The 26,631-nt window shown below is 58.9% G+C and carries 29 protein-coding genes and 1 pseudogene; 20 read left to right on the forward strand and 10 right to left on the reverse strand.

The window, feature by feature from the left end; translation table 11 throughout:
• Nucleotides 1-58: 58 nt before the first annotated feature.
• From ACCD02_RS26650 to ACCD02_RS26660, 3 genes are read left to right on the forward strand one after another with little or no spacing between them, the layout of a single operon-like run.
• The gene (locus ACCD02_RS26650; RefSeq protein ID WP_413308668.1) at nucleotides 59-577 is read left to right on the forward strand and encodes a (2Fe-2S)-binding protein; all 519 of its coding nucleotides are present in this window, start codon (nucleotides 59-61) and stop codon (nucleotides 575-577) included.
• A complete protein-coding gene (locus ACCD02_RS26655; RefSeq protein WP_413308670.1) occupies nucleotides 574-1,560 on the forward strand; it encodes an FAD binding domain-containing protein in 987 nt (328 codons plus the stop codon). The genes ACCD02_RS26650 and ACCD02_RS26655 overlap by 4 nt, the downstream gene beginning before the upstream one ends.
• The gene (locus ACCD02_RS26660) at nucleotides 1,560-3,761 is read left to right on the forward strand and encodes a xanthine dehydrogenase family protein molybdopterin-binding subunit (RefSeq protein WP_413308672.1); all 2,202 of its coding nucleotides are present in this window, start codon (nucleotides 1,560-1,562) and stop codon (nucleotides 3,759-3,761) included. Before ACCD02_RS26655 ends, ACCD02_RS26660 begins: the two co-directional genes overlap by 1 nt.
• 96 nt (nucleotides 3,762-3,857) lie before the next feature.
• Here ACCD02_RS26660 and ACCD02_RS26665 read toward each other — a convergent pair whose 3' ends face one another.
• Together ACCD02_RS26665 and ACCD02_RS26670 are read right to left on the reverse strand one after the other, a co-directional pair.
• On the reverse strand, nucleotides 3,858-4,589 hold the full coding sequence (locus ACCD02_RS26665; protein ID WP_413308674.1) for a DUF72 domain-containing protein: 732 nt from the start codon (nucleotides 4,587-4,589) through the stop codon (nucleotides 3,858-3,860).
• A gap of 13 nt (nucleotides 4,590-4,602) precedes the next feature.
• Nucleotides 4,603-5,460, reverse strand: a complete 858-nt coding sequence (locus ACCD02_RS26670) for an SDR family oxidoreductase (protein ID WP_413308676.1) — start codon at nucleotides 5,458-5,460, stop codon at nucleotides 4,603-4,605.
• Between the two features lie 187 nt (nucleotides 5,461-5,647).
• Here ACCD02_RS26670 and ACCD02_RS26675 point away from each other — a divergent pair, with 187 nt between their 5' ends.
• A complete protein-coding gene (locus ACCD02_RS26675) occupies nucleotides 5,648-6,748 on the forward strand; it encodes a DUF3182 family protein (RefSeq protein ID WP_413308678.1) in 1,101 nt (366 codons plus the stop codon).
• A complete protein-coding gene (locus ACCD02_RS26680) occupies nucleotides 6,738-7,496 on the forward strand; it encodes an alpha/beta hydrolase family protein (protein WP_413308679.1) in 759 nt (252 codons plus the stop codon). Before ACCD02_RS26675 ends, ACCD02_RS26680 begins: the two co-directional genes overlap by 11 nt.
• Nucleotides 7,497-7,633: 137 nt before the next feature.
• Here the strand turns inward: ACCD02_RS26680 and ACCD02_RS26685 are convergent, their stop codons facing one another.
• Nucleotides 7,634-8,551 carry a LysR substrate-binding domain-containing protein gene (locus tag ACCD02_RS26685; RefSeq protein WP_413308681.1) on the reverse strand — a complete coding sequence of 306 codons (918 nt, stop codon included), beginning with the start codon at nucleotides 8,549-8,551 and terminating at the stop codon, nucleotides 7,634-7,636.
• A gap of 144 nt (nucleotides 8,552-8,695) precedes the next feature.
• On the opposite strand from ACCD02_RS26685, the gene ACCD02_RS26690 reads away from it, so the two are divergent.
• The 5 genes from ACCD02_RS26690 to ACCD02_RS26710 are packed head-to-tail and all read left to right on the forward strand — an operon-like array spanning nucleotide 8,696 to nucleotide 12,936.
• Nucleotides 8,696-9,598, forward strand: a complete 903-nt coding sequence (locus tag ACCD02_RS26690) for an amino acid ABC transporter substrate-binding protein (protein WP_413308683.1) — start codon at nucleotides 8,696-8,698, stop codon at nucleotides 9,596-9,598.
• Between the two features lie 8 nt (nucleotides 9,599-9,606).
• Nucleotides 9,607-10,374: an amino acid ABC transporter permease gene (locus ACCD02_RS26695; RefSeq protein ID WP_413308685.1), complete on the forward strand. Its 768-nt coding sequence runs from the start codon at nucleotides 9,607-9,609 to the stop codon at nucleotides 10,372-10,374.
• Entirely contained in the window at nucleotides 10,371-11,057 is a 687-nt protein-coding gene (locus ACCD02_RS26700) for an amino acid ABC transporter permease (RefSeq protein ID WP_413308687.1), read from the forward strand. Before ACCD02_RS26695 ends, ACCD02_RS26700 begins: the two co-directional genes overlap by 4 nt.
• 43 nt (nucleotides 11,058-11,100) lie before the next feature.
• On the forward strand, nucleotides 11,101-11,835 hold the full coding sequence (locus tag ACCD02_RS26705; RefSeq protein WP_413308688.1) for an amino acid ABC transporter ATP-binding protein: 735 nt from the start codon (nucleotides 11,101-11,103) through the stop codon (nucleotides 11,833-11,835).
• A gap of 12 nt (nucleotides 11,836-11,847) precedes the next feature.
• On the forward strand, nucleotides 11,848-12,936 hold the full coding sequence (locus tag ACCD02_RS26710; RefSeq protein WP_413308690.1) for a threonine aldolase family protein: 1,089 nt from the start codon (nucleotides 11,848-11,850) through the stop codon (nucleotides 12,934-12,936).
• Nucleotides 12,937-13,162: 226 nt separating this feature from the next.
• Here ACCD02_RS26710 and ACCD02_RS26715 read toward each other — a convergent pair whose 3' ends face one another.
• Nucleotides 13,163-13,522: a winged helix-turn-helix transcriptional regulator gene (locus ACCD02_RS26715; RefSeq protein WP_413308692.1), complete on the reverse strand. Its 360-nt coding sequence runs from the start codon at nucleotides 13,520-13,522 to the stop codon at nucleotides 13,163-13,165.
• A gap of 99 nt (nucleotides 13,523-13,621) precedes the next feature.
• Between ACCD02_RS26715 and ACCD02_RS26720 the strand changes: the two genes are divergently transcribed.
• Nucleotides 13,622-14,371, forward strand: coding sequence for an SDR family NAD(P)-dependent oxidoreductase (locus tag ACCD02_RS26720; RefSeq protein ID WP_413308694.1), 750 nt, complete (start codon nucleotides 13,622-13,624; stop codon nucleotides 14,369-14,371).
• Nucleotides 14,372-14,503: 132 nt separating this feature from the next.
• Here the strand turns inward: ACCD02_RS26720 and ACCD02_RS26725 are convergent, their stop codons facing one another.
• Together ACCD02_RS26725 and ACCD02_RS26730 are read right to left on the reverse strand one after the other, a co-directional pair.
• On the reverse strand, nucleotides 14,504-14,875 hold the full coding sequence (locus ACCD02_RS26725) for a VOC family protein (RefSeq protein WP_413308696.1): 372 nt from the start codon (nucleotides 14,873-14,875) through the stop codon (nucleotides 14,504-14,506).
• Nucleotides 14,876-15,012: 137 nt separating this feature from the next.
• The gene (locus ACCD02_RS26730; RefSeq protein ID WP_413308698.1) at nucleotides 15,013-15,924 is read right to left on the reverse strand and encodes a LysR family transcriptional regulator; all 912 of its coding nucleotides are present in this window, start codon (nucleotides 15,922-15,924) and stop codon (nucleotides 15,013-15,015) included.
• Nucleotides 15,925-16,034: 110 nt separating this feature from the next.
• Between ACCD02_RS26730 and ACCD02_RS26735 the strand changes: the two genes are divergently transcribed.
• From ACCD02_RS26735 to ACCD02_RS26760, 6 genes are all read left to right on the forward strand, one after another.
• Nucleotides 16,035-17,147, forward strand: a complete 1,113-nt coding sequence (locus tag ACCD02_RS26735) for an alkene reductase (protein WP_413308700.1) — start codon at nucleotides 16,035-16,037, stop codon at nucleotides 17,145-17,147.
• Nucleotides 17,144-17,692 (forward strand): ester cyclase, encoded by a 549-nt coding sequence (locus tag ACCD02_RS26740; protein WP_413308702.1) that lies wholly within the window; start codon nucleotides 17,144-17,146, stop codon nucleotides 17,690-17,692. Before ACCD02_RS26735 ends, ACCD02_RS26740 begins: the two co-directional genes overlap by 4 nt.
• Nucleotides 17,693-17,907: 215 nt before the next feature.
• Nucleotides 17,908-18,333 carry a hypothetical protein gene (locus ACCD02_RS26745; protein ID WP_413308703.1) on the forward strand — a complete coding sequence of 142 codons (426 nt, stop codon included), beginning with the start codon at nucleotides 17,908-17,910 and terminating at the stop codon, nucleotides 18,331-18,333.
• A 14-nt stretch (nucleotides 18,334-18,347) separates the two neighbouring features.
• A complete protein-coding gene (locus ACCD02_RS26750; protein ID WP_413308705.1) occupies nucleotides 18,348-18,962 on the forward strand; it encodes a hypothetical protein in 615 nt (204 codons plus the stop codon).
• 74 nt (nucleotides 18,963-19,036) lie between these two features.
• On the forward strand, nucleotides 19,037-19,582 hold the full coding sequence (locus ACCD02_RS26755) for a glutathione peroxidase (protein ID WP_413308707.1): 546 nt from the start codon (nucleotides 19,037-19,039) through the stop codon (nucleotides 19,580-19,582).
• 227 nt (nucleotides 19,583-19,809) lie between these two features.
• Nucleotides 19,810-20,109: a hypothetical protein gene (locus ACCD02_RS26760; protein WP_413308709.1), complete on the forward strand. Its 300-nt coding sequence runs from the start codon at nucleotides 19,810-19,812 to the stop codon at nucleotides 20,107-20,109.
• Nucleotides 20,110-20,127: 18 nt separating this feature from the next.
• Here ACCD02_RS26760 and ACCD02_RS26765 read toward each other — a convergent pair whose 3' ends face one another.
• A complete protein-coding gene (locus ACCD02_RS26765; RefSeq protein WP_413308711.1) occupies nucleotides 20,128-20,571 on the reverse strand; it encodes a hemerythrin domain-containing protein in 444 nt (147 codons plus the stop codon).
• 153 nt (nucleotides 20,572-20,724) lie between these two features.
• Between ACCD02_RS26765 and ACCD02_RS26770 the strand changes: the two are divergent.
• Nucleotides 20,725-20,906, forward strand: a pseudogene (locus ACCD02_RS26770) (thioredoxin); the annotation flags it as partial.
• Nucleotides 20,907-20,920: 14 nt separating this feature from the next.
• Here ACCD02_RS26770 and ACCD02_RS26775 read toward each other — a convergent pair.
• Complete coding sequence (locus ACCD02_RS26775; protein ID WP_413308713.1) at nucleotides 20,921-21,961, reverse strand: zinc-dependent alcohol dehydrogenase family protein; 1,041 nt, start codon at nucleotides 21,959-21,961, stop codon at nucleotides 20,921-20,923.
• Between the two features lie 250 nt (nucleotides 21,962-22,211).
• Here ACCD02_RS26775 and ACCD02_RS26780 point away from each other — a divergent pair, with 250 nt between their 5' ends.
• Nucleotides 22,212-22,694: an Lrp/AsnC family transcriptional regulator gene (locus ACCD02_RS26780; protein WP_413308715.1), complete on the forward strand. Its 483-nt coding sequence runs from the start codon at nucleotides 22,212-22,214 to the stop codon at nucleotides 22,692-22,694.
• A 149-nt stretch (nucleotides 22,695-22,843) separates the two neighbouring features.
• Here ACCD02_RS26780 and ACCD02_RS26785 read toward each other — a convergent pair whose 3' ends face one another.
• A complete protein-coding gene (locus ACCD02_RS26785) occupies nucleotides 22,844-23,938 on the reverse strand; it encodes a Gfo/Idh/MocA family protein (protein ID WP_413308717.1) in 1,095 nt (364 codons plus the stop codon).
• A 223-nt stretch (nucleotides 23,939-24,161) separates the two neighbouring features.
• On the opposite strand from ACCD02_RS26785, the gene ACCD02_RS26790 reads away from it, so the two are divergent.
• On the forward strand, nucleotides 24,162-25,382 hold the full coding sequence (locus ACCD02_RS26790; protein ID WP_413308719.1) for an MFS transporter: 1,221 nt from the start codon (nucleotides 24,162-24,164) through the stop codon (nucleotides 25,380-25,382).
• Nucleotides 25,383-25,384: 2 nt separating this feature from the next.
• Here ACCD02_RS26790 and ACCD02_RS26795 read toward each other — a convergent pair whose 3' ends face one another.
• Nucleotides 25,385-26,272, reverse strand: coding sequence for a LysR family transcriptional regulator (locus ACCD02_RS26795; protein WP_413308748.1), 888 nt, complete (start codon nucleotides 26,270-26,272; stop codon nucleotides 25,385-25,387).
• Between the last annotated feature and the right edge of the window lie 359 nt (nucleotides 26,273-26,631).

Genomic DNA, 26,631 nt, shown 5'->3' on the forward strand with positions numbered 1-26,631 from the left:
TCGTACCTCACAGACGCAGCCTACTGCGCGCAATTCATCTCTACCGTGAGGTTCCCCAATGAGCGCGACATTCCTTAAGGATGTTGAGGCGCAGACGATCCGTCTGACCCTCAACGGTCAGGCCCGAGAGCTTGATGTCCAGCCCTGGACTACCCTGATCGACCTGCTGCGTGATCAGCTTGACCTGATCGGTACCAAGAAAGGCTGCGATCACGGCCAATGTGGCGCCTGCACGGTGCTGCGCGACGGCAAACGCATCAATGCCTGCCTGACCCTGGCAATCATGTGCGATGGCGCCGAGTTGACCACCATCGAAGGCCTGGCTACGGGTGAGCAACTGCATCCAATGCAGCAGGCGTTCATCAGCCATGACGCCTTTCAGTGCGGTTATTGCACGCCGGGGCAGATCTGCTCTGCGGTCGGCCTGGTACGGGAAGGGCGTGCCCACAATCGCGAGCAGATTCAGGAGTTGATGAGCGGCAATCTGTGTCGCTGCGGCGCGTACAGCAACATTATCGCCGCCGTCGAAGAAGCGATGCCGCAGATGCAGGCTGAGCAGGGAGGGCCACGTACATGATGCCTTTCAGCTACAGCAAGCCCGACGACGTGAGCCAGGCTGTCAGTCTTGCGGGACCGACCACGCGGTTCATCGCCGGTGGCACCAATCTGGTCGACCTGATGAAGGAAAACGTCGTTCGTGCCGAGCGGATGATCGACATTAACGGCCTGCCGTTGCGTGAAATCGAGGAAACCCCTGGCGGCGGTGTGCTGATCGGCGCCCTTGTCAGCAATGCCGACCTGGCCTGGCATCCCTTGATCGAATCGCGCTATCCGTTGCTGTCTCAGGCGATACTCGCTGGCGCATCGCCGCAGTTGCGCAATATGGCCAGCACCGGCGGCAACCTGCTGCAACGCACCCGCTGCTATTACTACTATGACGCTGGCACCCCCTGTAATAAACGGGTTCCCGGCAGTGGTTGTCCGGCCCGGGATGGCCTGAACCGGATCCACGCGATCCTTGGCGCGAGCGACGCCTGTGTTGCCACCCATCCTTCGGATATGTGCGTGGCGCTGGCTGCACTGGAAGCAGTGGTACATGTTCAGGGCAGCGCGGGCAAACGCCGCATCGAGTTCGCCGATTTCCATCGCCTGCCCGGCGATGCGCCGCAGCGCGATAACCAACTGGCCGACGATGAATTGGTTACCGCCGTGGAGCTGCCTGCCAATGGGTTCGCCTCGCATTCACACTATCTGAAGATTCGTGATCGGGCGTCCTATGCCTTTGCTCTGGTTTCGGTGGCGGCAGCCCTGGAACTGGACGGCGATGTGATTCGTGATGTGCGCCTGGCGTTGGGCGGGGTGGCCCATAAACCTTGGCGCGACAAGGCTGTGGAGCAGGCATTGAAGGGCAGGTCGGTGTCTCACGAAGCTTTTACCGAAGCGGCCGAAGCAATGCTGCGTGATGCACAGCCTTTGTCCCATAACGGTTTCAAGGTCAAGCTGGCGCGCCGCGCCATTGTCCGTGCCTTGAGCGACGCTGCAGTCGGAGGGAATGTCTGATGAGTACTTTTACCCCGGCTTCAGGCCAACCCATGGATCGCGTCGACGGCGTGCTGAAAGTCACCGGGCAGGCGCGCTACGCCGCTGAATACCCGCAGGATGGGCTGCTCTATGGCAGCGTGGTGTCCAGCACCATTGCCCGAGGGCGCGTGATCAATATCGACAGCAGCGCGGCGTTGGCCGTGCCGGGTGTGTTGTTGGTGCTCGATCACCGCAACCGGCCGCGGCTGGCCAGCGAGGATGATAACTACGCCGATGCCGACTCGGCTGAAGGCTCGCCGTTCCGCCCGCTGTACAACGACCGGGTGCTCTATAGCGGCCAGCCGTTGGCATTGGTGGTTGCCGAGAGCCTTGAGCTTGCCCGTTATGCCGGTACTCTGGTGCGCATCGACTACCACCAGGAGGATCATCAGACCGATTTGCTTGCCGTTCTCGATCCAGCGCACCCGGCGCCCGCTGAAACACCCAAGCCACGTGGCGATTTCAATGGGCAGTTCGCTGCGGCAGTCGTCAGCGTCGATGCTACCTACAGCACCGCGAACGAACATCACAGCCCAATGGAGCCCCATGCATCCACCGTCTTCTACAAGGGCGATGGCAGCCTGGAGATTCATGACAAGAATCAGGGCCCGCAAAACTGTCAGGACTATCTGCACAAAGTCTTCGGCATGCCCAAAGAGAAGATCCGCATTCTGACCGCCTATGTTGGCGGCGCCTTTGGCTCCGGGTTGCGCCCGCAATATCAGTTGCCATTGGCAGTGATGGCGGCATTGCAACTCAAGCGCTCGGTACGGGTAAGCCTGACCCGGCAGCAGATGTTCACCTTCGGTTATCGTCCACGCACTGTGCAGCGTTTGCGTCTGGGCGCGGACAGTGATGGTCGCCTGCTCGCCATCGGACACGACGCCATCGGCCAGACCTCGCAGTTCGAGGACTTCACCGAGCATCTGGTGGAATGGAGCGGCATGCTCTATCAGTGCGACAACGTTGCGCTGAGCTACAAGCTGGCGCCACTGGATGTCTTCACACCCTTGGATATGCGCGCGCCAGGGGCGGCATCCGGGATGATTGCGCTGGAATGCGCCATGGACGAACTGGCCTGTGCCGCGAAGATCGATCCGGTGCAATTGCGCCGTATCAACTTTGCCGGGAGCAACGGCAATGAAGGCAAGCCGTACTCCAGTAAAGAGTTGCTTGCCTGTTATGCCCAGGGCGCCGAGCGCTTTGGCTGGAGCAGACGCAATCCCGAACCGCGCAGCATGCGCAACAATCACCAACTGATCGGTTGGGGCATGGCCGGCGGGGTCTGGGAGGCCATGCAGATGAAGGCCAGTGCCAAGGCACGCCTGGATGCCCAGGGCAAGCTGACCGTCAGCAGCGCGACCACCGATATCGGCACTGGTACCTACACCGTGATGACTCAGATCGCTGCCGATGCTGCGGGCATCATGCCGCGCGACGTCACTTTCGTACTCGGCGACTCGTCGTTACCGACGGCGCCATTGCAGGGTGGATCTTTCACCGTGTCTTCGGTGGGCTCGGCGGTGCGTGAGGCCTGCCTGGTGATACGGGCCAAGGTCCTGCAGGCTGCCCGCGATGTCCATCCTGAAGTGATGGATATTCCGGTTGAAGACGTTGGCTTCGGCGACGGTTATCTGCATCTGGGTGATCAGCGCCTGGCCATCTCCGACATTGTGGCGGGTTGCCCCGGCGGTGTGCTGGAAGTGCAAATCGATGCCGAACCGAACAAACAGCGCGAAAACTATGCCACGGCTACTCACTCGGCGGTGTTTGTCGAGGTGCAGGTGGACGAGGACCTGGGCTCGATCAAAGTCACTCGGGTCGTCAGTGCGGTAGCGGCGGGGCGAGTGATCAATCCGAAGACCGCACGCAGCCAGATTCTCGGCGGCGTGGTCTGGGGCCTGGGCATGGCCTTGCAGGAAGAGGCGCAAACCGACCACCGGCTGGGGCGGGTGCTTAACCACAGCCTGGCTGAATACCACATTCCCGTGAATGCGGATATCGGCGATATCGAGGTGATATTCGTCGAAGAAAACGACGACATTGTCAACGAATTGGGCTCCAAGGGCGTCGGCGAGATTGGCATCGTTGGTGTGGCCTCGGCGGTAGCCAATGCCATTTATCATGCGACGGGCAAGCGGGTCAGGGAATTTCCCATCACGTTGGACAAGGTGTTGTAACAACCATGATCAGGAATGAAATCCGGTAGGAGCTGGCTTGCTGGCGATGGCATCAGTTGAGGCTGTCATGCCGCCCATCGCCAGCAAACCCGGTTCCTACGGTGATTCCAGCCGTCGTTTCAATTGCAAAGCGTTGCCTAACGCTGCGCCCACAGCCGTGTTATCGAAAATGCACCAGACAACGGCGCCCTCGGCTCGGGCCGCAGTCAGTTGCCCGGCCAGGCGCTCAAGCGCGTCTTCGGCGTAGGCACTGTAATAAACCTGCGGCGAACCGTGCAGCCGCCAGTACCTGAAGCCCGGCCAGCCAGCGGGAGCCGCGTCGGTACTGATGTGCGAGGGATCGACTGCGACCTGGGCGATTTGCAGCTTGCGCAATAGAGGCCCGGCATTGACCCACGACTCGTGCCTGGGCTCCAACGCGACATATCCGGCAAAACGCAGCCTGAGGGCGGTAAAGAATTGCTCGGCAACTGGTGGATCAAACGCCAGCGACGGTGGCAGTTGCACCAGCAGGCAGCCGAACTTCTCCTGCAGTCCTGAGCATTGATCAAGAAATACCTTCAAAACCTCTTCGCAGCCTCGCAAACGCAGCACATGAGTGATCTGCTTGGGCATTTTTACGCTGAAGCTAAAGGCGTCGGGCACTGAAGCCGCCCAACGCTCATAGGTTGCTCGACGGTGCGGACGATAGAACGAGCTGTTGATTTCAACGCCTGTCAAGCGCGAGGCATAACGCTGCAAATGCGTACCTTGCGCAGCGAAGTCGGGCCAATACTCCCGGCCCAGACTCCACCCGGCGCAGCCGACGACGAGGCTCTGCGTGTCCACTCAGCGTCCTCGATCAGAGAATCGGCTTGCCGCCGGTAACGCCATAACGCGAGCCGGAGATATAACTGCCTTCATCCGAGGCCAGCAATACATAGATCGGTGCGACTTCTACAGGCTGGCCAGGGCGCCCTAGAGGCGTGGCGGAGCCGAAGTTTTTTACGTCATCATCGGTCATCGTCGCGACGATCAATGGCGTCCAGATCGGCCCCGGCGCAACGCTGTTGACCCTGATTCCACGTTTGCCAAGCATCTGCGCCAGGCCTGCGGTGAAGTTGGCAATGGCGCCCTTGGTGGTAGCGTAGGCCAGCAAGCTGGGGCTGGGCATGTCCGAGTTGACCGAACTGGTATTGATGATCGAACTGCCAGGGGCCATGGACGGCAGGGCGGCCTTGCAGATGCGAAACATCGCGGTGATGTTGATATCGAAGGTCTTGACCCATTCTTCGTCGGCAATTTCTTCCAGGGTCTCATGGGTCATCTGGAAGGCGGCGTTATTGACCAGCACGTCGATACGGCCGAACTGCTCCACGGTTTTGTTGACGATGGCGGTGCACTGGGCTTTTTGCGCCAGATCCCCCGGCAGCAGCAGGCACTGTCGCCCGGCCTCCTTGACCCAGCGTGCGGTTTCCTCGGCGTCTTCATGTTCGTCCAGATAGGCAATCGCCACGTCTGCGCCTTCACGGGCAAAAGCAATGGCCACGGCCCGGCCAATGCCGCTGTCGGCACCGGTGATCAGGGCGATTTTATTGGCCAGGCGGCCCGATCCCTTATAGCTGGTTTCACCGCAATCGGGGTAGGGCTGCATTTTCCCCTGGAGACCGGGCACAGCTTGGGATTGCGCCTCGAAAGGTGGTTTTGGGTAGTCAGTCATGGGCTTCTCCGAAGGTCGGTTTATGCGGCTTACCCGATATCAGTCAGAATCAAGGCACCAGGCGTTCAAAAAATTCGAAGGCTGTGGTGACGAATGGCGCACCCGCTTCCATTGATCAGGGACGGGCGAACTATCGGCGCTTCCGAGGGGTCGGCTATTGAGTACTGCCACAAGAAGGAAGCCCGGCATGTCAGCACGATTGATCCAGAAATGCGTAGTGGTCCACGCCGATAACGGCGGCACCGGACACGATTTGCAGACCACCCAGGCCCTGGCCCGGTGGCTGGCGGAAATCCTCGGTTGGTCATTCAAGGAAAATGGACAACAAACAGATGACTCACAAGAACCCTTGTATTGGGTTCCCACGCAAACCCTGATCGGCAAGCAGCTCGACGAACTTCGGGTCAGCGGTGCCGACGATCTGCTGGGTGGCTATGTTCAGCACGCCTTCGTCGCCACTAAAGCCATCTCGCACCCGTTGCTTGCTCAGTCACGCCGTCAGCCAGACGGCTGGAATCCGCAATTCTGCGAGCGGGTGCGGGATGTGGTCCTGCCAGGGGTAACCGTATTTGACCTCGAGGACGCTCGTCAGGCAGCCATGACCGGCCTGCGCAAGGGCGCGCTGCGGGTCAAGCAGGTCGAGGCCTGCGGTGGCTCGGGGCAGTCGGTGCTGCATAACCAGAATGATGTTGAAAAATGGCTGGGCAATCTGGATGCCGATACTTGTGCCCATGGCATCGTCCTCGAAGAGAACCTCAAGGAAAGCGTGACTTACAGCGTCGGCCAGACCCTGATTGACGGCCTGTTGATGACTTATGTCGGTCAGCAGGAGCAGAAGCAGAACAGCCGTGGTGAAAGCGTCTACGGCGGCTCCGAGCTGTTGCTGGTGCGGGGTGATTATGTCGAGCTGTTGGCCCGCGATTTAAAGCCCGATGTGCGCCGCGCCATCGAGTATGCCCGTACCTACGACACTGCGGCGGCCTTGAGCTTCCCCGGTTTTTTTGCTTCCCGGCGCAATTACGATGTGGTTCAGGGGCAGGGCAGTGACGGCACGTTGAAAGTAGGCGTACTTGAGCAGTCCTGGCGAGTGGGGGGTGCAACCGGGGCCGAGCTGGCCGCGCTGCAAGCTTTCCGCGAGCGTCCACAAACCAGCGCGGTACGCGCCAGTACCCATGAGAAACACGAAGAGCAACCAGTGCCAGAGGGCGCCCGCGTGCTGTACAGCGGGCCCGACGGCAATGGCGACTTCCTTCTTAAATTTGCACGGATCGATGCTTATGACTGCTAATGCCGAACCGGTCTCGATCAGCGTCGACGGGGATGCGATTGCCGGTAACTTTCTCACCCCCAAGGCCAAGGTGCCGGGTGTCCTGTTCGTCCATGGCTGGGGCGGCAGCCAGGAGCGCGACCTGATTCGCGCCAGGGGCATCGCCGGTCTGGGTTGCGTATGCCTGACTTTTGATCTGCGCGGCCACGGCGCTTTCAACGATCGCCAGGCCAGCGTCAACCGCGAGGACAATCTACGCGACCTGCTGGCGGCCTATGATCACTTGCTGTCACACCCGGCCATCGATACTTCATCCGTGGCGGTGGTGGGCACCAGTTATGGCGGCTATCTGGCCACCATCCTCAGCCAGATGCGCAAGGTGCGCTGGCTGGCCCTGCGAGTGCCGGCGATGTACCGCGACGCAGACTGGCTGATGCCCAAGCGTGAACTCGACCGTCGTGACCTGATGCAATACCGCTCCAGCCACATAGACGCCGCCGACAACCGCGCCCTGCGTGCCTGCGCGGCGTTTCGCGGCGATGTGTTGATCGTCGAATCCGAGCACGACGAGCATGTGCCCCACGCAACGATCATGAGCTACCGTGCCGCGTTCCAGCAGACCCACTCGCTGACCCATCGGATCATCGATCATGCGGACCATAGCCTGAGCACCGAGGTGGCCCAGGAGGCCTATACCTCGATACTGGTGGACTGGATCACCGAGATGGTGGTGGGCGAGCGCTTGAGCATCAATCAGATGTCCAGGTAATCAAGCTTTATGCCCAGAAGGCCGTGACTGGCTGAAATGAGAGCGCTTTTTGGGGGAAGCGATTTCACTCGCGAAGCGCACGGCAGCGTCGATCTATCAATTGCAGGTTTTGTTCGAAGGGCACGCTGATCCGGTCATCAACACAATGGCGAAAGCTCGGCGAGCATCACTTCCCGGGCACATTGGGCAAAGCTGCTGACCAGCCTCGATTGCGGGTGGTGTGACGGGAACAGCAGGCCAATCACCACCGGAATACTGGCGGTGAAGGGGCGCGACTCGATGCTGTGAATCGTTGCCTCTTCGGAGGCGGCGACCGGGTTGATCAGGCTGACGCCCATGCCCGCGCCGACCAGTGCGCAGATCGATGCGCCAAGGCTCGCTTCTGCAACGATTCGGCGCTTGACTCCGGCCTGCTCGAATATGTCATCGATGCGCTCGCGCACCGGGCTTGCGCTGGGGAAGGAGATATAGCGTTCATTGGCGAAATCTTCTGGCGTGACCCGTTCCAGTTGCGCGAATCGATGGCCCTTGGGAAAGACCGCGACGCAGTTGGAGGTGATCACCGGGTCGACATGGATGCCCGGGGTCTGGTTATAGAGCATGGCCAGGCCGGTGCTGCACATACCGGAACGAATCCACTCGTTGACGGTGCTCTCGTTACCCGACTGGATGGTGACCAACACATCCGGGAATTCCAGCTTGAATCGGGCAACTATTCGCGCCAGCAGACCGCCCGCCAGCCTGGGCATGGCTGCCAATACCAAGCGATCGCGACCGAATGAGCGTATCACCGCCGCCGCTGATTCGAGGCTGGTCAGGCCGGAAAATGTCTTCTCTACCTCACTATAAAAACGCTCGCCGTCCACGGTCGGCTTGAGCTTGCTGCCGTGGCGTTCGAACAACGGGAATTGGGTGAGGGCTTCCAGCTGACTGATCAGACGGCTGACTTGCGGCTGCGAAGTGTGCAGCTTACGAGCGGCGATTGTCATCGATCCGGTCATCATAATGGCGCGAAACGCTTCGATCTGGCGAAGCTTCATATACCCTTCGCTCATATCAATCCTGTATCCAGCAATACGTAAGAGGTATTGGGCTTAAATATATTCTTCATGGATACTTTTTGCCACTACCGATCTCCTGCTCTCGGTCAGTTCGCGACACCTGATGATGTTCTCTGTTTCGATTACCGAGGAAGGACTATGAAAGTGATCAGCGCTGTAACGGCGATTGCGGCATTTGTGCTCAGTGCACAGGCGTTTGCAGATGGACGAATCGACAGGATTCGCGAGTCGGGCTCAATTACCCTCGGCTACCCGGAAAGCTCGGTACCGTTCGGTTATCTGGACGCCCAGCAGAAACCGGTGGGCTATACCGTCGAGATTTGCGAAGCCATTGTCCAGAAGATCAAGACTGCACTGGATCTGAAAACCCTGGCCGTGCACTACAACCCGACGGCTTCGGCGACCCGTATCCCGTTGTTGGCCAATGGCACCATCGATCTGGAATGCGGCAATACCACGAATAAAGCCGATCGCCATTCGCTGGTGTCTTTCGCCCCGACTACATTCGTCGCCCAGGTCGTGCTGCTGGCACGCAAGGACGCCGGGGTAGACGTCAATGACCTGTCGTCCTTTCGCGGCAAGACCATCGCCGCCCAGGCGGGTGGCCAGACCTTCAAGCTGATCTCGATGCTCAACGCCAAGTACGGCTACGGTATTTCCGTGGCGCCAGCCAAGGACACCGCAGAAACCTTTCTGATGGTTTCCAGTGGCCGTGCCGCCGGTTCGGCCAACGATGACGGGCTGGCGTACGGTGCCGTAGCGTCGTCGAAGAATCCTGAAGACTTCATCGTCGGCAGCAAAGGCCTGGAGCTTGCCCCTTACGGCATTCTCGAGCCCAAGGACGATCCGCAGTTCAAAACCCTGGTCGATACCGCAGTTGTCGAGCTGATCAAGGACGGCACGGTGAACAAGCTGTACGACAAGTACTTCACTTCGCCGATTCCGCCGCACGGCATCAACCTGAATTTCCCCATGAGCGCTGCCCTCAAGAGAGCCTTGGCCAACCCTACCGATTCGGCTGATCCGGCCCTTTACGAGTAGGCGGTCTCATGAACTATGACTGGAGCTGGGGAATTTTTCTTGAGCTGTCCTCCAACGGCGTCGACACCTATCTGTACAACCTATTGATCGGTGTTGGCTGGACCCTGGCCCTGTCATTGTCGGCGGGAGCCGTGTCGCTGGTGATGGGGTCTCTGGTGGCGGTATTACGCACGGCACCCTCGGTGCTACTGCACTTTATCGGCACCTTGTACGTCGAGATCTTTCGCAATATCCCACTGCTGGTACAGATGTTTCTCTGGTATTTCGTCCTTCCCGAGCTGTTGCCAAAGGACTGGGGCAATGCCTTGAAACAGATGGGCCAACCGTGGGGGCAATTCATCCCTGCCGTGCTGTGCCTGAGCTTTTATGGGACGGCGCGGCTGGCCGAAACCCTGCGTGCAGGCATCCAGTCGCTGCCGCGAGGGCAGGGCCAGGCGGGTATCGCCATGGGCCTGACGCCGGTACAGGTGTATCGCTACGTGATCATGCCCCAGGCGTACCGGATCGTGATCCCGCCGCTGACCTCGGAATTCATGGGTATCGTCAAATACTCCTCCGTGGCCCTGACCATCGGCCTGCTGGAACTGACCGGCCAGGCGCGGGCCATGCAGGAATTCAGCTTTCATATCTTCGAGGCGTTTTCAGCCGCGACGGTGGGCTATCTGGTGATCAATGGCTGCGTGGTATTGGCCATGCATTACCTGGAGCGACATTTCGCGTTGCCGGGAAGGATTGGCGGGAAGACCCGGGTGAAGTTGAGCGGGAGCGCCTCATGAATTTTGATTTCGCAGTCGTCATCAATGCCATTCCGTATCTGTTCGGCACCGGCATGACCTTTACCCTGACCCTGACCGCCGCAGCCGCCAGCATGGGACTGCTGCTGGGCACGGTGTTGGCGGTGATGCGCCTGTCACCGTATCGCCTTGTGTCGATCCCTGCCGGTTTTTACGTCAATACCATGCGTTCCGTGCCGCTGCTGCTGGTGATCTTCTGGTTCTACTTTCTGATGCCGTACATCGGCGCCTGGGTAACGGGTGCTTCACGGCCGATGAATGTAGGGGCGTACAAGTCGGCGATCATCACTTTTACCCTGTTTGAGGCCGCTTATTTCTGCGAAATCATGCGCGCCGGCATTCAGTCGGTATCGCGCGGGCAGATGTCGGCGGGGCTGGCCATCGGTCTGACTTATCGCCAGTCGATGCAGAGCATCATTCTGCCCCAGGCGTTGCGCAACATGCTGCCGTCGCTGGTGACTCGAGTGATCATCCTGTTCCAGGACACCTCGCTGGTGTACGTGCTGTCGTTGACCGACTTCCTTGGTGCGGGCGCGAAGATTGGCCAGCGCGATGGCCGACTGGTGGAGTTGTATGTGTTTGTCGCCCTGGTCTACCTGGTGATCTGTTTCAGTGCCTCGCGGATCGTCAAGTTGCTTGAGAGAAGAACGCTGGTCGCTCGCTGAGCCGCCCATTGGTTAGTGTCAATCCAGTTACGGGTTATCCAAGATGATTGAGTTCAATAACGTCAGCAAATGGTACGGCGAGTTTCAGGTGCTGGACAGTTGCACCACACAGGTCAGCAAAGGCGAAGTGGTGGTGGTTTGCGGGCCCTCGGGCTCAGGCAAATCGACCCTGATCAAGACCGTCAATGCACTGGAATCCTTCGAAAAAGGTACGGTTTCGGTCAACGGCATCAGTGTCGGTGATCCCAGGACCGATCTGCCGAAGCTACGGTCGCAGGCAGGCATGGTGTTCCAGCATTTCGAGCTGTTTCCCCATCTGACCGTCACGGAAAACCTCTGCATGGGTCAGATCAAGGTGCTCAAGCGCAATCCGGAGGAGGCCAGGGTAAAAGCTCATGCGCTGCTGGATCGGGTTGGTCTGTTGGCACACAAGGACAAGCATCCCGGCATGCTGTCGGGTGGTCAGCAGCAGCGGGTGGCCATTGCCCGGGCCTTATCCATGGACCCTGGGGTGATGTTGTTCGACGAGCCGACCTCGGCCCTGGATCCGGAAATGGTCAACGAGGTACTGGACGTCATGACCGACCTGGCCCGTGAAGGCATGACCATGATGGTGGTCACTCACGAAATGGGCTTTGCCCGGCGCGTGGCCGATCGGGTGATTTTCATGGATGGCGGCAAGATCATTGAGGACTGCGTCACCGCCGAATTCTTCGACAACGTCGAGGCGCGCAGCGAGCGCACTCGCCAGTTCCTCTCCAAAATCCTCCAGCACTGACAGGGGTTTTTCATGTCTGGTTTGAATTCCCGCGACGGCGGGGCGGGCACCGCCTTGCCGGTTGATTTGCGCAGCGACACGGTGACTCGTCCTACCGAGCAAATGTATGAGGTCATGCGCACCGCACCGATCGGTGACGACGGCCTGGATTTCGATCCTTCGGTCCGCATGCTGGAGGAGGGCGTTGCCACACTGCTGGGTAAGGAAGAGGGTCTGTTCGTGCCCAGTTGCACCATGGCCAACCTGCTGGCAGTGCTGGCGCAAACCGGGCGCGGCGAGCAGGTGGTGCTGGAGTCCAGCGCGCACATGTACACCTCCGAACGCGGCGCGGCGACCTTCACCGGGCTGTTTTATCTCGGCGTGCCCGGCCTGCACGGCGAGATGGATCTGAATCACACCGAAGAAGCCCTGAAGGCCGGCAAGCACAAGCTGCACACCGGCGTGCTGGCCATGGAAACCTCCCATAACAATGCCGGTGGCGCAGTGCCGGGGCTGGCCCATATGCAGGCGGTATATCGGTTGGCGGAAGCGCAAGGCGTGCCGGTGCACCTGGACGGCGCGCGGCTGTTCAATGCGGCAGTAGCCCTGGGCGTCAGTGCGCAGACCGTGGCGCAGCATGCCGATACGGTTTCCGTATGCCTGTCCAAAGGTTTAAGTGCACCAGTCGGCGCCGTGCTGGTCGGGCCGTCCGCCATGATGCAGCAGGCTCGACGGCTGCGGCGCATGCTGGGCGGCACTCAGCGACAGGCCGGGATCATGGCTGCGGCAGGGCTTCATGGCGTGCAGAACATGGTCACCCGGCTGAGCGAAGACCATCAGCGCGCGCAACTGCTCAGCCACCGGATCAATCAGCTGGGCCTGCCGATCAGCGCCTCGCAGCCGCAAACCAATATCGTCCAGATCGACATCTCTCAGACGGGTCTGGACAGCAACGCCTGGACAAACAACCTCGAGACTTTGGGTTTGCTGGTGCGGCCGTGGGGCAAGGATCGCCTGCGTTGCGTGACCCATCGGCATATTACGGATGAGGACATTGAGCGGGCGGTGGACCGCTTTCGACAGGGAGTGACACTAGTGGCCGGTGCATCCCAGAGTCGCTGACAACACACTTGTGGGAGATTCTATGTTTGCTGTAAAGCCAGAGCAGCCCCTTCGCGGATGAATCCGCTCCCGCAGATCCGACGATATGCACAGCGCTATTGTGGGAGCGAATTCATTCGCGAAAGCTTTATTCCGGACACCACCAATGTGTTGGATGTATTGGCCTCTTCGCGGATGAATCCGCTCCCACAGATCCGACGATATGCACGCGCTACTGTGGGCGAATTCATGACTGGGTGAGGACCGCTGTACGTCGCTCATTGATTCGCTCAACCGTGGCCATATGCTCCGTACCCCAGGCACACAGTGCCCCCAGTGCCGTGGCCAGAGACTGCCCGAATGGCGTAAGGGAGTATTCGACCTTCGGCGGAATTTCCTGAAAGTCGATTCGGGCAATGATTTCATCCCGCTCCAGCTCTTTGAGCTGCTGGATCAATACCTTGTCGGTCACACCACCAATCGCCCGGCGCAACTCGCCGTAGCGGTGAACCTTCTGTGCCAGGTGATAAAGGACCAACGGTTTCCATTTCCCGCCGATCACCGCCAGGGCGGCGTCCAGCCCGCAATTGAAAGGGTTGTTGGGCATGTTGCATGCTCCCGGATCAGGCACTTACTAAAAGGTGCATACTATGCAAATTAATAGAGCGGATCTACAGTCGGGCCTCAACTTTATTGAGGAACAGTCATGAGCAGGCTCAACGGAAAAATCGCAGTAGTTACCGGCGGCAATAGCGGCATCGGCCTGGCAACGGCCATACGCTTTGCGGCAGAAGGTGCAGAGGTCGTCATCGTAGGGCGCCGCCAGGAAGAACTGGACAAGGCGTTAAAGCTGATCGGCCATGGGGCGATCGCGATTCAGGGCGACATCTCCAGTCTGCAAGACCTTGACCGCATCTATGCCCGTATCAAGGATGCCAAAGGCCGGGTCGATGTGCTGTTTGCCAACGCGGGCTTGGGTGATTTCCAGCCGCTGGGCTCCATCACCGAGGAGTCCTTTGATCGCACATTCGGCATCAACGTCAAAGGCACGCTGTTCACAGTGCAGAAAGCACTGCCATTGATGCAGGAAGGCGGTTCGATCATTTTGACCGGCTCGACGACAGGCGTCATGGGCACGCCAGCGTTCAGCGTCTACAGCGCCACCAAGGCTGCGCTGCGAAACTTTGCCAGAAGCTGGGCGCTGGACCTGAAGGGCAGTGGCATTCGTGTCAACGTACTTTCACCTGGGCCAATCGAAACGCCGGGCCTGGATCTGGCGCTGTCGACCACCGGGCAGAAAGAGGCAATCGTAGACTCGATGGTCGAACAGTTACCCCTCGCACGTATCGGTAAACCGCAAGAAGTTGCCGCAGCGGCGCTGTTCCTGGCGTCGGATGAAAGCAGTTTCATGACCGGCAGCGAGATGTTCGTGGATGGAGGGTTTGCGCAGGTTTGATCAACCAGCGCGGTTAACACTGGATAACCCCATGATGCATGTCAGGTCAGCGTGTCATGGGGGAGTCTGTGCAGGTGAGACAGGCAGGCCCGTGTCAGATCGAGCACGGTTGTGTTGTGAGCGTGCAGCGTTTCATTGCACGACGATGAATTCAATGATCACGCCAGGCGCAACCGCTACCCACAACTGGATCTCGTTGTCGGCAGTACGAACATCGAGCTGGTAATCGGCGTGGTGATCCTTCAAGCGAGCAAGCAGAGCGGTCAGCTCATCAAGGTTGGCGAGTCGCAAGGCTACATGATCGATGCGCGGCGAGGTCTTGCCCACTGGCAGGGCAATGGTCGCCTGAGTCAGATGGATCAGCGGGCGCCCGTCACTGTAGAGCCAGCACCCGGGCACCTGGAAGTTCGGGCGTGGGCCGATAGTCAAGCCAAGCACGTCGATAAAAAAGCTGGCGGTGGCAGCCAGATTCGGTGTGACGATGTTTGCGTGATCCAGATACATGACAGTGCCTAGGGATGCCAATGAAGAGCGCTCATTGTGCAAAATGGGCAGGGCATTGAGAATCAGGCTGACATTTGATGGATTATCAAAAAATACTGAAGTATTGCCGTGTCAGAGCGACGCTGCGGGCATTCTCCTCACAGTCCCATCTGCGCTGAGGCTTCCTCGAAACGGTCATGCAAGAAATCCAGCAACGCCCGCACCCGCGGCGCCAGGTAGCGGCTGCGCGGGTACAGGGCGTGCACCGGCGCTTCGGCCGTTTGCCACTCGGGCATCAGCAACGTCAGGCGTCCAGCGGTGAGGTCCTCTGTCACATCCCAGATCGACTTCAGCACGATGCCGTGACCATCCACGGCCCATTGCCGGGCGAGGGCGCCATCGTTGGTTTCCCTGGCCGCCTCCAGCGGCACCTTGAACAGCACTTCCTCGTCTCCACGACGCAGGCGCCATTCATTCGACCAGCCTGACTGCCCTGCAACGATATGATCGAAGTCGGCCAACTGCCGTGGATGTTCCGGAGTGCCTTTGCGCGCCAGATAGCTGGGCGCCGCACACAGCACCCGGCGATTGGCCGCCAATGGCCGAGCAATCAATGAGCTGTCCGGGGGCACGCCGAAACGGATCACCAGGTCGACATCGTCGGCGATCAGGTGCGAGAGCGAGTCAGACAACTGCAGTGCGGGCACCACCTGTGGATACAGGCGAGTGAACGCGTCGAGCCACGGATTGAGCACGTGGCGGCCAAAGTCCGAGGTGGCTGAAATCCGGATTTTGCCGCGAATCTCCTTTTTCTCCGCCGACAGCGCCGCACGGGCGTCATCCAGTGCCTGGAGTGCCTGGCGGCAGTGCTCCAGGTAAATCCGGCCCTCATCGGTGAGCCGCAGTTGCCGGGTGGTGCGCTCGAACAGGCGGGTGGCCAGAGAGGCTTCCAGCTTGAGCAGTCGCGCACTGGCCGCTGCCGGTGACAGACCTAGTTTGCGGCCCGCCAGTGACAGTCCGCCCAACTGAGCCGCTTCGACAAACAGCCGGATGTCACCCAGATTATCCATGATTATTCCAATACTTTTGAAAATCCATCCAAGGTTAGCCTAATTATCAATTTACGTCCCTGGTTGCACACTGGCCCCATCACCTTTCATTGGCCCAGGAGACCTTCACCATGAATTCATCCAACACACTGTTCAGCCCGATCTCGTTCGCTGGCGTCACGGCGCCTCATCGCGTCGTCATGGCGCCCATGACCCGCGCCCGCAGCAGCCAACCCGGCGATATTCCCAACGCCCTCAACGCACAGTATTACGCTCAACGTGCTTCGGCAGCGCTGATCGTCACAGAAGCCGCGCAGATTTCACCCCAGGGCAAGGGCTACTCGTTCACACCCGGTATTCACAGCGAAGCGCAGGTGCAAGGCTGGCAGGGCGTGACCGAAGCGGTGCATGCCAAGGGCGGTCGCATCTTCCTGCAACTGTGGCATGTCGGGCGCTTGTCCCACCCGGACTTCCATAACGGCGAGTTGCCGGTTGCGCCATCCGCCGAGCCTTTCGAGGGGCAGATCTGGAAAGTCGATCCAGTCACAGGGCAGGGCGCGATGTTCGATAGCCCGACACCTCGCGCACTGAGCCACGCCGAAATCAAACAGATCGTCGACGACTTCCGTCAGGCCGCACGCCGGGCAATGCGAGCAGGCTTCGACGGCGTGGAAATTCACGGGGCCAATGGTTACCTGATCGATCAGTTCCTGCGCACGACGTCCAACACCCGTACCGATGAGTACGGTGGTTCAAGAGCCAACCGCCTGCGCTTTCTTCAGGAAGTGGTCGATGCAGTCAGTGAGGAGGTCGGTGCCGAGCGTACCGCTATTCGTCTGGCCCCGTTTTTGACCGCTCGCGGTATGGCGTGCCCGGACATTCTGCCGACCATTCTTGACGCCGCTGAATATCTGCAAGGCAAAGGCATTGGCTATCTGCACCTGGTGGAAGCCGACTGGGACGATGCTCCGGTGTTTACCGAGTCGTTTCGCCAAGCGATACGGGCTCGCTTCAGTCGCCCGATCATCGTGGCGGGCAACTATGACCGTGTACGCGCCGAGTGGGTCATCGCACAGGGCTACGCCGACCTGGTGGCTTTCGGCCGGCCTTTCGTCGGCAACCCGGACCTGCCACTACGCCTGATGCAAAACCTGCCCCTGGCGCCCCTTGATCATTCGACCCTGTTTGGCGGCACCGCCAAGGGCTACAGCGATTACCCAACTGTTAACGCCGGAGAAGCATGATGCGCACTTTGATTTCGGGCCTGCTGGTTGCTGCCACGTTGACTGCCACCGTCTTGGGTTCAAATGCCATGGCTGCCGAACCAACGCTGATAACGCCCAGGGTGATCATTACCGATTCTGCCGCCAAACCTGCGCAGATTCAGGCGCAAACCTTGGCAGCGCGTCGCTACGCGACCTTCTGGCAATCCGGTGATCCTGCGCTGGCTCAAGAAGCACTGGCAGCGGATTTCATGGATCGAGCATTGCCGCCGGGTCGTCCCCAAGGTATCGCCGGTCCGTTGGCGGCCTCCAAGGCTTTCCATGGTGCCGTGCCTGACCTGCAATGTGAGATTCAACAAATGATCGTCAGCGGTGATCGCGTGGTATCGCACTTGCGCTTCACCGGACACTTCACCGGCACCTTCAACGGCGTGCAAGGGCAGGGGCAGGCAGTCAACTTCATTGCCACCGATATCTACCGCATCGCCAACGGCCGGATAGCCGAAAACTGGCATCTGGAGGACAATCTGACCTTCCTGCAGCAGATTGGCCTCGTCGGGCACTGAAACCTGGCGCAGCGGGCTCTGTGCTTGTCATCTGCTACAGTGCCCGCTCTTTATCCCAGCGTACCTGCCATGACCGACCGCCGATTCAGCTGCGAAATGACACCTCAACTCCTTATCGACAACAACGCGGCCAGACTTGCGCTTGAAACATATGGCAGGTCGGCTTCGAGGGTTTCTATTGCTGATCGGACGCAGTTGATGTGCAGCGAGGCAATATGAAAATCATCCTGACTGCCGTGTTTTTGTTTCTTGCGAATGTTGCTCAGGCGGCGGAGCGGGTGGAAGGTTTTGGTATTAACGCAGGCGCTATTGTCGACTGTGTGCCGACGCCGGGCACTGCCGTTATCAAATCGGCGATGTACCTACGCGAAACGACCGAGCCTCCTTATCCCTTACCTGTCAACTGTGAGGTCCAACCTGGCCAACCAGTGCTTGCCCGGTCGATTTTCATCGGTGAAGTGCGCAAAGTTTCAAGGACACGTTTTGCCATTGTCTGGCTACAGTTGAGGCTTGGAAATGTCGGTGATGCGATAGCCTTGGATATCAACAATGGTGAGTTGATTACGTCTGAAGTCCGCGACACAGGGTCACTCCGATTGACCTTCATGCGCAGTGTTGGCACCGGTGAAGTCATGAAGTGACATTGGGGATAGTGATGAAAAGCACGTCGAATACGTTCGGTTCCAGCCTCTTCAATAGATTCATTACCGTCGCCATTTGTTTAGCGGGGCTGGCAACAATAGGGTCCCTGGTTTGCATGCTGCCTCACGCCGGGAAGCCTACATTCAACGTATTTCAAACTTTCCTGGTGGCCCTTGCGATTCTGTGCCTCGCCATAGGTTACTTGATGAGGCGGCGCAGACGGGCAAAAGCACTTGTGGCAGCTGTTAATCTGAAAGAAGGTCTGAGCCTTGACGATACCCGGTTGCTCGGTTATCCAGGCCAAACGTTTTTCGTCTTTGACCACGCCAGCCGGAAACTCGCTCAGTGCCAAAGCGCCACCGGCGATTATCACATCCGAGACTTCACCTGGGTGACAGGCTGGCAGTGTGAATGGCTACAGATTGAGAGGAGATTCTCGGGCGGGGTTGCTCGAATACTCACTGCGACAGGCATGAGCGTTCCAGCCTTTGAACCCACGCGTCAATTTATAGATTACGTGCTGGTTTTGGCGGTGGCTGATGCAAGTCAGCCAGTCCTGCGTTTCCCGATGAACCGGACAGCCGCACAAGCGTGGTGTACCCGGTGCGAAGTGCTTTTCAATGACTGAATACGAACCCTCGCAATCAATCGCTTCAAGGTGTGTCGCTGGACGACACTACCGCTCACTCAAAGGAGATACACATGACTGCCGCTCTTTACGACATTACGCTCAAGCAAATCGATGGGACTTCAGCCACCCTGGGCCAGTACAAAGGCAAAGTCCTGCTGGTGGTCAACGTCGCGTCCAAGTGCGGGTTGACGCCGCAATATGAAGGTCTGGAACGTCTCTATCAGAGCAAGAAGGCCGAAGGACTTGAAGTGCTGGGCTTCCCGGCTAACAACTTCAAGGAGCAGGAACCGGGCTCCGACGAGGAAATTCAGTCGTTCTGTTCCGCCACCTACGACGTGCATTTCCCGCTGTTCTCCAAGATCTCCGTTGCGGGCGCCGACAAGCATCCGTTGTACAGCGAGTTGACCTCGGCCCAGCCAGCAGCAACCGGCGACGGCCCGTTCCGTGAGCGCCTCAAGGGCTACGGCATCGAGAGCGGCGAAGGGCAGGAAGTGCTGTGGAATTTCGAGAAATTTCTGGTGGGCCGGGACGGCCAGGTCATCGGCCGGTTTGCCCCGGATGTCGCGGCGGATGATCCGCGCTTGACTGCGGCTATCGAGCAGGCCCTGAGCGCCTGAGTGACATTGCCTGGCTTGATGCAGCCTTTCAGCGGCGCTTATCCTGCTGACTGTCTAGTTCGGCTTTGGCTCGGTTTCTCCAGCCTTTGGCCATCGCTTTGCCCAACGAACGGGCAATGACACCGTCGTTGCCCAACGCCACTGGCGCGGTTGAACAGCCGACGCCGGGAACGACCTGCTTTGCCTGTAAGTCTACCTGTATCTACTCATTGGTAAGGTACAGCGCGATGGACAAGATCATCACCGCGGATCAACTGGTTTCAACTGACCTTGGACCCATCAACGAGATATGGCTCGGCGGGACCCACACCCAGCTATGCCTGTGGCGTGGCGAACAAGTCTTCACCCACGAAATGCTCAGCGAGGGCACTCACGATCAGAATGTCCAACGCCTCTGCCTGCAGTTGGTCAACCCTGACGATCAGGCCGCAGTGGCCAGTGTTGAACTGATCGCGCGCGAACGGCTGAAAAAAATGGGGAAGGAGGGCGAGTTCTATCCGGCAGAAGAAACGGACACTCATCGATAGCAGCTTGGCAACGCCACGTCAGGCAGTGGCCATCTGCTCCCGATATTCAGCCAGGTATTGTTCAGCCAACGCCTTTTTTTGCTGATCATCCAGCAGCTTGCCTGCTGCCTGAAAAAACTTCTGCTCTTCTTCCTTTAAATGATGATGCACCTTGTGTGTGAGTTTTTTAGCCGTCACTAACCAGCCAGGACTCGACATCTCGGTTTCATCGAGCGTCTCCATCATTTCGTCCATTTCATGGTGTTCTGAAATGGCGTGCCGACTCAGATCAATACCGTTGTCATGGGCCATCAGTGGTATGTAGAAACAGCGTTCCTCCGCAGTTTCATGAGCCTGTAGCTCTGCTTTCAAGCGTTCGTAAGCCTCTTTGCGTTCGTTGCTGTCACCATGAGTCATCGTCAAGGCATCGGCATAGCTGCGCTGACGATCGTGGCTTTCTCGCAGGGCTTCAAATATGTTCATGGTTATTCTCAATAGAGCTTCAGGTAGTGTCAGATAGACACAGGAGCGCGCTCGGGGTTCACGCTCTCGAAGGTTCATATTAAGTTCCGGGATCAGTTGAACAGCGAACACGTCCAATGATCGAAAAGCTCCTCGAGGAGCAAGGGCTGCTGCATCCGACTGACACAGTCCCAACCCTGGCACAGGTTTTCCGGGCCATCGTGCGCTGCATACTCGCGGCAGCGACGCTGGAAGGCGCAAAGGAAGATGCCAAAGCAGTGACGACCGCCGTGGCCTCCCATCGTGAGGATTTCGAGTTCGAGCACCTTGCCACTGGAGCGAATATGGATGCGTCTTAGTCCTCCGGTGATTAAAACTCCGTTATGACCGTTACACCTGTCGTTTCGAACCGATCCATGTTCATCAGTGCGTCGATGGATTGCTCCAGGCTGATGGTTTTCCCCACAAGTTTTTCTGGCGCCAGCTTGCCGGAGGTGATCATCTCGATCATGGCGGCATAGCGATACGCCTGCATGCCGTGGCTGCCGTAAATCTCAAGTTCGTGCGCTATGACCTTGCTCATCGGGATCGACGGCGTGGCATGATCGGCGAGCATCAGACCCACCTGGACGTGTTTGCCGCGACGACGCAGGTTGTTGATGGAATTGAAGCAAGTGGTTGGATGACCCAATGCATCCAGCGATACATGGGCGCCACCCCGAGTGATTTCCAGCACGGCTTCGGCGACGTTCGCGACGCGGTGGGCATTTACAGTGGCGACTGCACCGAGCGAGCGTGCCAGCTCGAGTTTTTCCTGTGAAATATCGATGGCTACGACGTTCGCGCCGATGGCTTGCGCGATCATCACCGCAGACAGGCCGACCCCTCCGCAACCGTGAATCGCTACCCACTGACCGGCGCTGACTTTGCCTTGGTCAACGACCGCACGGAACGAGGTAGCGAAGCGACAGCCCAGGCTCGCAGCGGTAGCGAAGTCCATGCTCTCAGGCAGTGCGACCAGGTTCAGGTCGGCTTGATGGATGCCGACGTATTCGGCAAAAGAACCCCAATGAGTGAAGCCCGGTTGGAACTGCGTGTGGCAGACCTGTTGATTGCCGCTGTTGCACTCTGCACAAGCCCCACATCCACCCACGAACGGCACGGTCACACGGTCGCCGACCTTCCACCGCGTGACGTCCTTGCCCACCTCGGCGACGACGCCCGCGAGTTCATGACCCGGTACATGCGGAAGTTCGATGTCCGGGTCATGACCTTTCCAGCCGTGCCAGTCGCTGCGGCACACGCCGGTGCCAAGAACCTGGATGACAACACCGTGAGGTTTCGGGGTCGGATCCGCCACGGTCATCAAGCGCGGCGGTTTGGAAAAGGCTTCGTAGACGACTGCTTTCATTCAATTCACCTATGTTGGGATGCGCTATGCGATGTATGTCCTGCGCCCGTCGATGCGGGCTCAACTGGTTACCCGTGCAGAGTCATTCGGCCTCGCTGTGTACCTCATCCTCGACTTGCTTCGAAGCGGCACGATCCAGTCATTTCCATTATGAATAAATGCCTTGAAATTACCTTTCAAGTTGCGATTGACGGAATGCGAGAATTGAAATTAATCTTCATTAATTTGTTTAAATATGATGGGTTATTTCATGGCTGAGCAGTTCGATAAAATAGATATCGCAATATCGGAGCGTCTGCAGCGCGACGGTAAGCTATCGAATGTCAAGCTGGCTGAGCAGCTTTCCCTCAGCGAGGCGTCCTGTTGGCGCAAGCAACGACGTCTTGAAGAATGCGGGGTAATCGAGGGATACCAAGCCATTCTGAATCGAAAGAAACTAGGGCTAGGCTTAAAGGCCTTTGTTCAGATCTCTTGCACAGATCACAGTGAAGAAGCCACCGCAACGTTTGAGAAAATTATCCAGTCGGCCCCGCAGGTACTGAGTTGCCACAACACAACGGGCGAGGCGGACTTTCTACTTGAAGTGGTTGCACGGGATTTGGATAGCTATAGCCGCTTTGTCGAAAAAGTACTGAGGAAGCTCCCAGGCGTTTCCAGTATTCGCTCGAACCTCTCCCTGCGTGAGATGAAGACCACCAATCGACTACCCGTGACCGAACTCTTGAGTATCTGAATTCTGCGGGGCTGCGATGATCCAATAATGGCCCCTGAGATTAAATGGCGCTTCGGGGCGGGTAGGTCTCCGCCCCGGCGGCCCCAACGATGTCCCATACTCGATAGTTCAATATCGAAGGATTCCACAAACATGAGTCGTCACACGATTCATTTTAGGGGAATTTGAGTCCCGCTTTTTGCCGCATCCAGCAACTGATGCAGGCGCAATGCATCGTTGAACGTCGCCGCCGCATGGGTGCCCTCGACAACATCCTGCGCATACACGTGATAGAGCTCTGCCAGTTCAAGCACGGCTGACGGCAATGACGAGGCTGGCAGGCGCTGATAATTTTCAGGCACGGGCAACACTTCCAGCGTCAGGTTATCGCCATGCGCGCCCTCGACGACATAGTCGTCGCCGACATCGCCAAATGCCGAACGGTTGGTGATTTTCAAGTCGCCCTGATCGCCAGTGATATCAATTTGGACGCCGGAGCCGTTACGTTTGCCGCCTTCGATGTGGATTGAAATCACGCCGCCGTCTTCGAGCATGCCGCTGAGTACGAGCTGGTCGGGAGCGGTGCTGTCAAGCACTTCGCCGGTTTCCTTGATGGTCACTTGCGGGAACTGGTTGACCATCAGGCCCGAGACTTTCACTGGCCAGCCGGTAGCGGTGAAGAGCATGTCCAGGAAATGTCCGGCATAGATGGCGATGACGCTGGAGAAGTTTTCCTCGGGGGCGGTCCAGCGCAGGGCATTGGGGCGCAGGGCCTGGAAGTAATTCATGCTGACGTGCATCCGCACGGAGCGCACCTTGCCGACGTAGCCTTGTTGCAGCAGGTCTTGCAGGTAGCGGTTGTGCGGAGCGTGACGGCGTTGCAGGCCGACAATGTGGCGCACGCCGGCATCCTTGGCCAGGCGCAGCAGTCGTTCGGAGTCTGCGGTGGTGGTGGTCAGCGGCCATTCGCAATACACGTCTTTGCCAGCGGCGATGGCGGCGCGCACGGTTTTTTCGTGTTGCGGGGCGGTGTTGAGCACCACGACCAGATCTACTTCAGGGTTGTTGACCAACGCGTCAACTGAGCCGGCGACCTGGCTGATGTCGTACTCGCTGGCGGCGGCTTCGGCGCGTTCGCTGCGTTCGCTGTACAGCGCTTGCAGGTGATATTGCGGTAGCAGATTGAGCACGCGCAGATGGCCGTGGCGAGCCCAGTTGCCGACGCCGATGATACCGACGCGAATAGGGGAGTGTGCAGTTGTCATGGGAATGTCCTCGTAGGGTTTGGCTGACGAGGTGAAGTCTAGGGAGCGAAGCTGCGCGGAAAAACCGGCCAAAAGGCCGAACACTGCGGACAGGAAAGTCGCTAATGGCGGTACGCCTGTTCGATTGCGGAACGATTGATCCGCAATGATCGGAGCTGCACACTGTTTTTCCGAAGTGATCAGATACCTAGCATGGCGCCACTCATTACTGTGGCGCTTTGCCATGAACGATCTGTCTGCATCACCGGCCACCGCTGCGCTCGTGCCAGCGGAGCCGTCCTCCTGGCGCGACTGGCTGTCGGTGTACGCGGTCGCCCTGGGCGCTTTTGCCTTTGTCACCACCGAATACCTGCCGGTCGGCGTCCTGCCACAAATTGCCAATAGCCTGAGCATCACCGATGGGGTGGCCGGGTTGATGGTCACTGTGCCGGGCATGGTGGCAGCGGTAGCGGCGCCCGCGATCATGCTCGGCGCCGGGCGCATGAATCGGCGGCATTTGTTGCTGCTGTTGACACTGCTGCTGGTGGCTTCCAACGTCGTTTCGGCTCTGGCGCAGTCATTGCCGATCATGTTGTTGGGGCGCGGCTTGTTGGGTGCGGCGCTGGGTGGTTTCTGGGCGGTGGCGATTGCTGCTGCCGGGCGTCTGGTCAGCGAGTCAAAAGCGGCGAAAGCGACGGCGCTGATCTTTGCTGGAATTACCTTGGCGACGGTGTTCGGTTTGCCGTTTGGTACGTTTGTCAGCACGCTGTTTTCGTGGCGGATGTCGTTTGCCGTGACCGCGGGGTTGGCGTTGCTGGCGTTAGCCGCACAGTGGCTGACGTTGCCTTCGTTGCCATCCCGAGAGGGCTTGCAGGTGCGCGCGTTGTTGGCGTTTCTGTCACGCAGCAATGCCCGTCGCAGCATGCTGTTGCTCGGTACGGTGGTGGCGGCACACTTCACCGCGTACACCTACATTGCGCCGTTCCTTGGGCATGACTCCGGTTTCTCGCCTGGTGCGATCACCGCGACTCTGTTGGGCTTTGGCCTGGTCGGCATGTTGGCGAACTTCGCGATGGCCGGGAGTATCACTACGCACCTGCGTGCGTCGCTGGGCGCTGTGGTGTTGCTGATGGTGATCGCGCAATGGGCCTTGCCAGGGTTGCAGGGTTGGGGCGTGACATTGGCGGTGCTGGTGTGGGGCGTTGCCTACGGCGCTATTCCGCTGGGCGTGAGCAGTTGGATGCAACTGACGTCGCCGCAATTGCCCGAAGCCAGCTCCGCCATGCTGGTGACCACGTTTCAGGTGGCGATTGCTTCGGGTTCACTGTTTGGCGGCTTGATGGTTGATCACGCCGGCGTGTCTTCAGCATTGCGGCTGGGCGCCGCCATCGGTGTGCTCGGTTTGGCGGTGATGCTCAGTTTCGGTCTTGGCAAAGCGCCGATTGCCGAGGCGCTGCAACGCTGAGTTCAGGCTTTGAGAATGTTGTCCTTGAAGTAATCTATCAACACTCGCAACCTCGGTGCCGTCTGCTTCGACGCAGGCCAGAGCATCCACAGGTTGCCGGTGTGGTCGGTGTAGTCCTCCAGTACCACCTTCAACCTGCCGTCGGCCAATGGCTGACGGATTGAAAAGTCCGGCAGGCAGGCAATCCCGACCCCATCGATCGCCAGGTACGTCAGCGGGTCCATCGTGGTGCAGGTCAATGCCCGCGTCAGGTTGGGCTCGATGTGCGTATCGTCGACGCGCAGCGGCCAACGCTCGATCATCCCGGTGGCCGGAAACTTGTGCAGCAGGCACACGTGGCGGATCAAGTCGTCCGGGTGTGCCGGATCGCCATGGCGCTCCAGATACGCTGGCGATGCCACCAACTGCAATTGATACCCCCCCAGCTTGCGCGCCATTAGCCGCGAATCCTGCGGTGCGCCCGTGCGGATCACCGCATCGAACCCTTCCTCAATCACGTCCACCATGCGGTCAGACATGTCCACATCCAGTTCGATGTCCGGGTAGGCACGCATGAAGCCGGCCAGTACCGGCATGATCAACACGTTCTGGATCGGCACGCTGATGCGCACCTTGCCGCGCGGCGTGGCGGACAGTTCCAGCAATTCCATTTCAGCCGCTTCCACTTCGCTGAGGATACGCTTGCAGCGGTCCAGGAACAGCTCGCCTTCGGTGGTCAGGGTGACACTGCGGGTGCTGCGATGAAACAGCCGCACCCCCAGACGTTCTTCCATGCGCGCCACGCTCTTGCCTACGGCGGAGGAGGATATCTCCAGCAAGCGACCGGCTTCGGTAAAGCTGCGGGTTTCGGCCACATGAATGAAGGCCGTGATGCCGCTGAGGCTGTCCATCATTTGAGGTGTGCTCAGTGCTGGGAAAGGATCAAGGCAGAGTAGGGGTGGGCGGGGAAATTGGAAAGGGAAGTAATAGCGAGCGAGGCGTTGGCCGCGTTTTTAATACGCCCCTTCGAATGCTGAACCAGGATCAACAGCCAGTACCGTAGGTCCCGTCACCGAGTTCAACACACAGATTTGGAATCTTTATGCCCAGTGAGCACCCAGCGGCGCTTGCATGAGTGCGGGCGCCTTTATCCGGCCATCGACAGTTCGATCTCCGTGATCGCCAGCATTACAGCCAAAAAGTCCGGAGTGTTGGGAAACACAGCCCATTTATTCAATCCGGTAAATCACCTTTACTGATGCCAAGCGCC

The organism is Pseudomonas sp. Pseusp88 (assembly GCF_047303955.1).
Classification (GTDB): domain Bacteria; phylum Pseudomonadota; class Gammaproteobacteria; order Pseudomonadales; family Pseudomonadaceae; genus Aquipseudomonas.

Coding starts and splice junctions, on each gene's coding strand:
- ACCD02_RS26650 (WP_413308668.1), top strand. CDS start 59: ATGAGCGCGACATTCCTTAAGGATGTTGAGGCGCAGACGATCCGTCTG.
- ACCD02_RS26705 (WP_413308688.1), top strand. CDS start 11,101: ATGATTGAGTTCAATAACGTCAGCAAATGGTACGGCGAGTTTCAGGTG.
- ACCD02_RS26660 (WP_413308672.1), top strand. CDS start 1,560: ATGAGTACTTTTACCCCGGCTTCAGGCCAACCCATGGATCGCGTCGAC.
- ACCD02_RS26780 (WP_413308715.1), top strand. CDS start 22,212: ATGGCTGAGCAGTTCGATAAAATAGATATCGCAATATCGGAGCGTCTG.
- ACCD02_RS26670 (WP_413308676.1), bottom strand. CDS start 5,460: ATGACTGACTACCCAAAACCACCTTTCGAGGCGCAATCCCAAGCTGTG.
- ACCD02_RS26710 (WP_413308690.1), top strand. CDS start 11,848: ATGTCTGGTTTGAATTCCCGCGACGGCGGGGCGGGCACCGCCTTGCCG.
- ACCD02_RS26720 (WP_413308694.1), top strand. CDS start 13,622: ATGAGCAGGCTCAACGGAAAAATCGCAGTAGTTACCGGCGGCAATAGC.
- ACCD02_RS26735 (WP_413308700.1), top strand. CDS start 16,035: ATGAATTCATCCAACACACTGTTCAGCCCGATCTCGTTCGCTGGCGTC.
- ACCD02_RS26685 (WP_413308681.1), bottom strand. CDS start 8,551: ATGAGCGAAGGGTATATGAAGCTTCGCCAGATCGAAGCGTTTCGCGCC.
- ACCD02_RS26680 (WP_413308679.1), top strand. CDS start 6,738: ATGACTGCTAATGCCGAACCGGTCTCGATCAGCGTCGACGGGGATGCG.
- ACCD02_RS26740 (WP_413308702.1), top strand. CDS start 17,144: ATGATGCGCACTTTGATTTCGGGCCTGCTGGTTGCTGCCACGTTGACT.
- ACCD02_RS26765 (WP_413308711.1), bottom strand. CDS start 20,571: ATGAACATATTTGAAGCCCTGCGAGAAAGCCACGATCGTCAGCGCAGC.
- ACCD02_RS26795 (WP_413308748.1), bottom strand. CDS start 26,272: ATGGACAGCCTCAGCGGCATCACGGCCTTCATTCATGTGGCCGAAACC.
- ACCD02_RS26750 (WP_413308705.1), top strand. CDS start 18,348: ATGAAAAGCACGTCGAATACGTTCGGTTCCAGCCTCTTCAATAGATTC.
- ACCD02_RS26730 (WP_413308698.1), bottom strand. CDS start 15,924: ATGGATAATCTGGGTGACATCCGGCTGTTTGTCGAAGCGGCTCAGTTG.
- ACCD02_RS26725 (WP_413308696.1), bottom strand. CDS start 14,875: ATGTATCTGGATCACGCAAACATCGTCACACCGAATCTGGCTGCCACC.
- ACCD02_RS26675 (WP_413308678.1), top strand. CDS start 5,648: ATGTCAGCACGATTGATCCAGAAATGCGTAGTGGTCCACGCCGATAAC.
- ACCD02_RS26655 (WP_413308670.1), top strand. CDS start 574: ATGATGCCTTTCAGCTACAGCAAGCCCGACGACGTGAGCCAGGCTGTC.
- ACCD02_RS26745 (WP_413308703.1), top strand. CDS start 17,908: ATGAAAATCATCCTGACTGCCGTGTTTTTGTTTCTTGCGAATGTTGCT.
- ACCD02_RS26690 (WP_413308683.1), top strand. CDS start 8,696: ATGAAAGTGATCAGCGCTGTAACGGCGATTGCGGCATTTGTGCTCAGT.
- ACCD02_RS26760 (WP_413308709.1), top strand. CDS start 19,810: ATGGACAAGATCATCACCGCGGATCAACTGGTTTCAACTGACCTTGGA.
- ACCD02_RS26755 (WP_413308707.1), top strand. CDS start 19,037: ATGACTGCCGCTCTTTACGACATTACGCTCAAGCAAATCGATGGGACT.
- ACCD02_RS26695 (WP_413308685.1), top strand. CDS start 9,607: ATGAACTATGACTGGAGCTGGGGAATTTTTCTTGAGCTGTCCTCCAAC.
- ACCD02_RS26785 (WP_413308717.1), bottom strand. CDS start 23,938: ATGACAACTGCACACTCCCCTATTCGCGTCGGTATCATCGGCGTCGGC.
- ACCD02_RS26715 (WP_413308692.1), bottom strand. CDS start 13,522: ATGCCCAACAACCCTTTCAATTGCGGGCTGGACGCCGCCCTGGCGGTG.
- ACCD02_RS26790 (WP_413308719.1), top strand. CDS start 24,162: ATGAACGATCTGTCTGCATCACCGGCCACCGCTGCGCTCGTGCCAGCG.
- ACCD02_RS26775 (WP_413308713.1), bottom strand. CDS start 21,961: ATGAAAGCAGTCGTCTACGAAGCCTTTTCCAAACCGCCGCGCTTGATG.
- ACCD02_RS26700 (WP_413308687.1), top strand. CDS start 10,371: ATGAATTTTGATTTCGCAGTCGTCATCAATGCCATTCCGTATCTGTTC.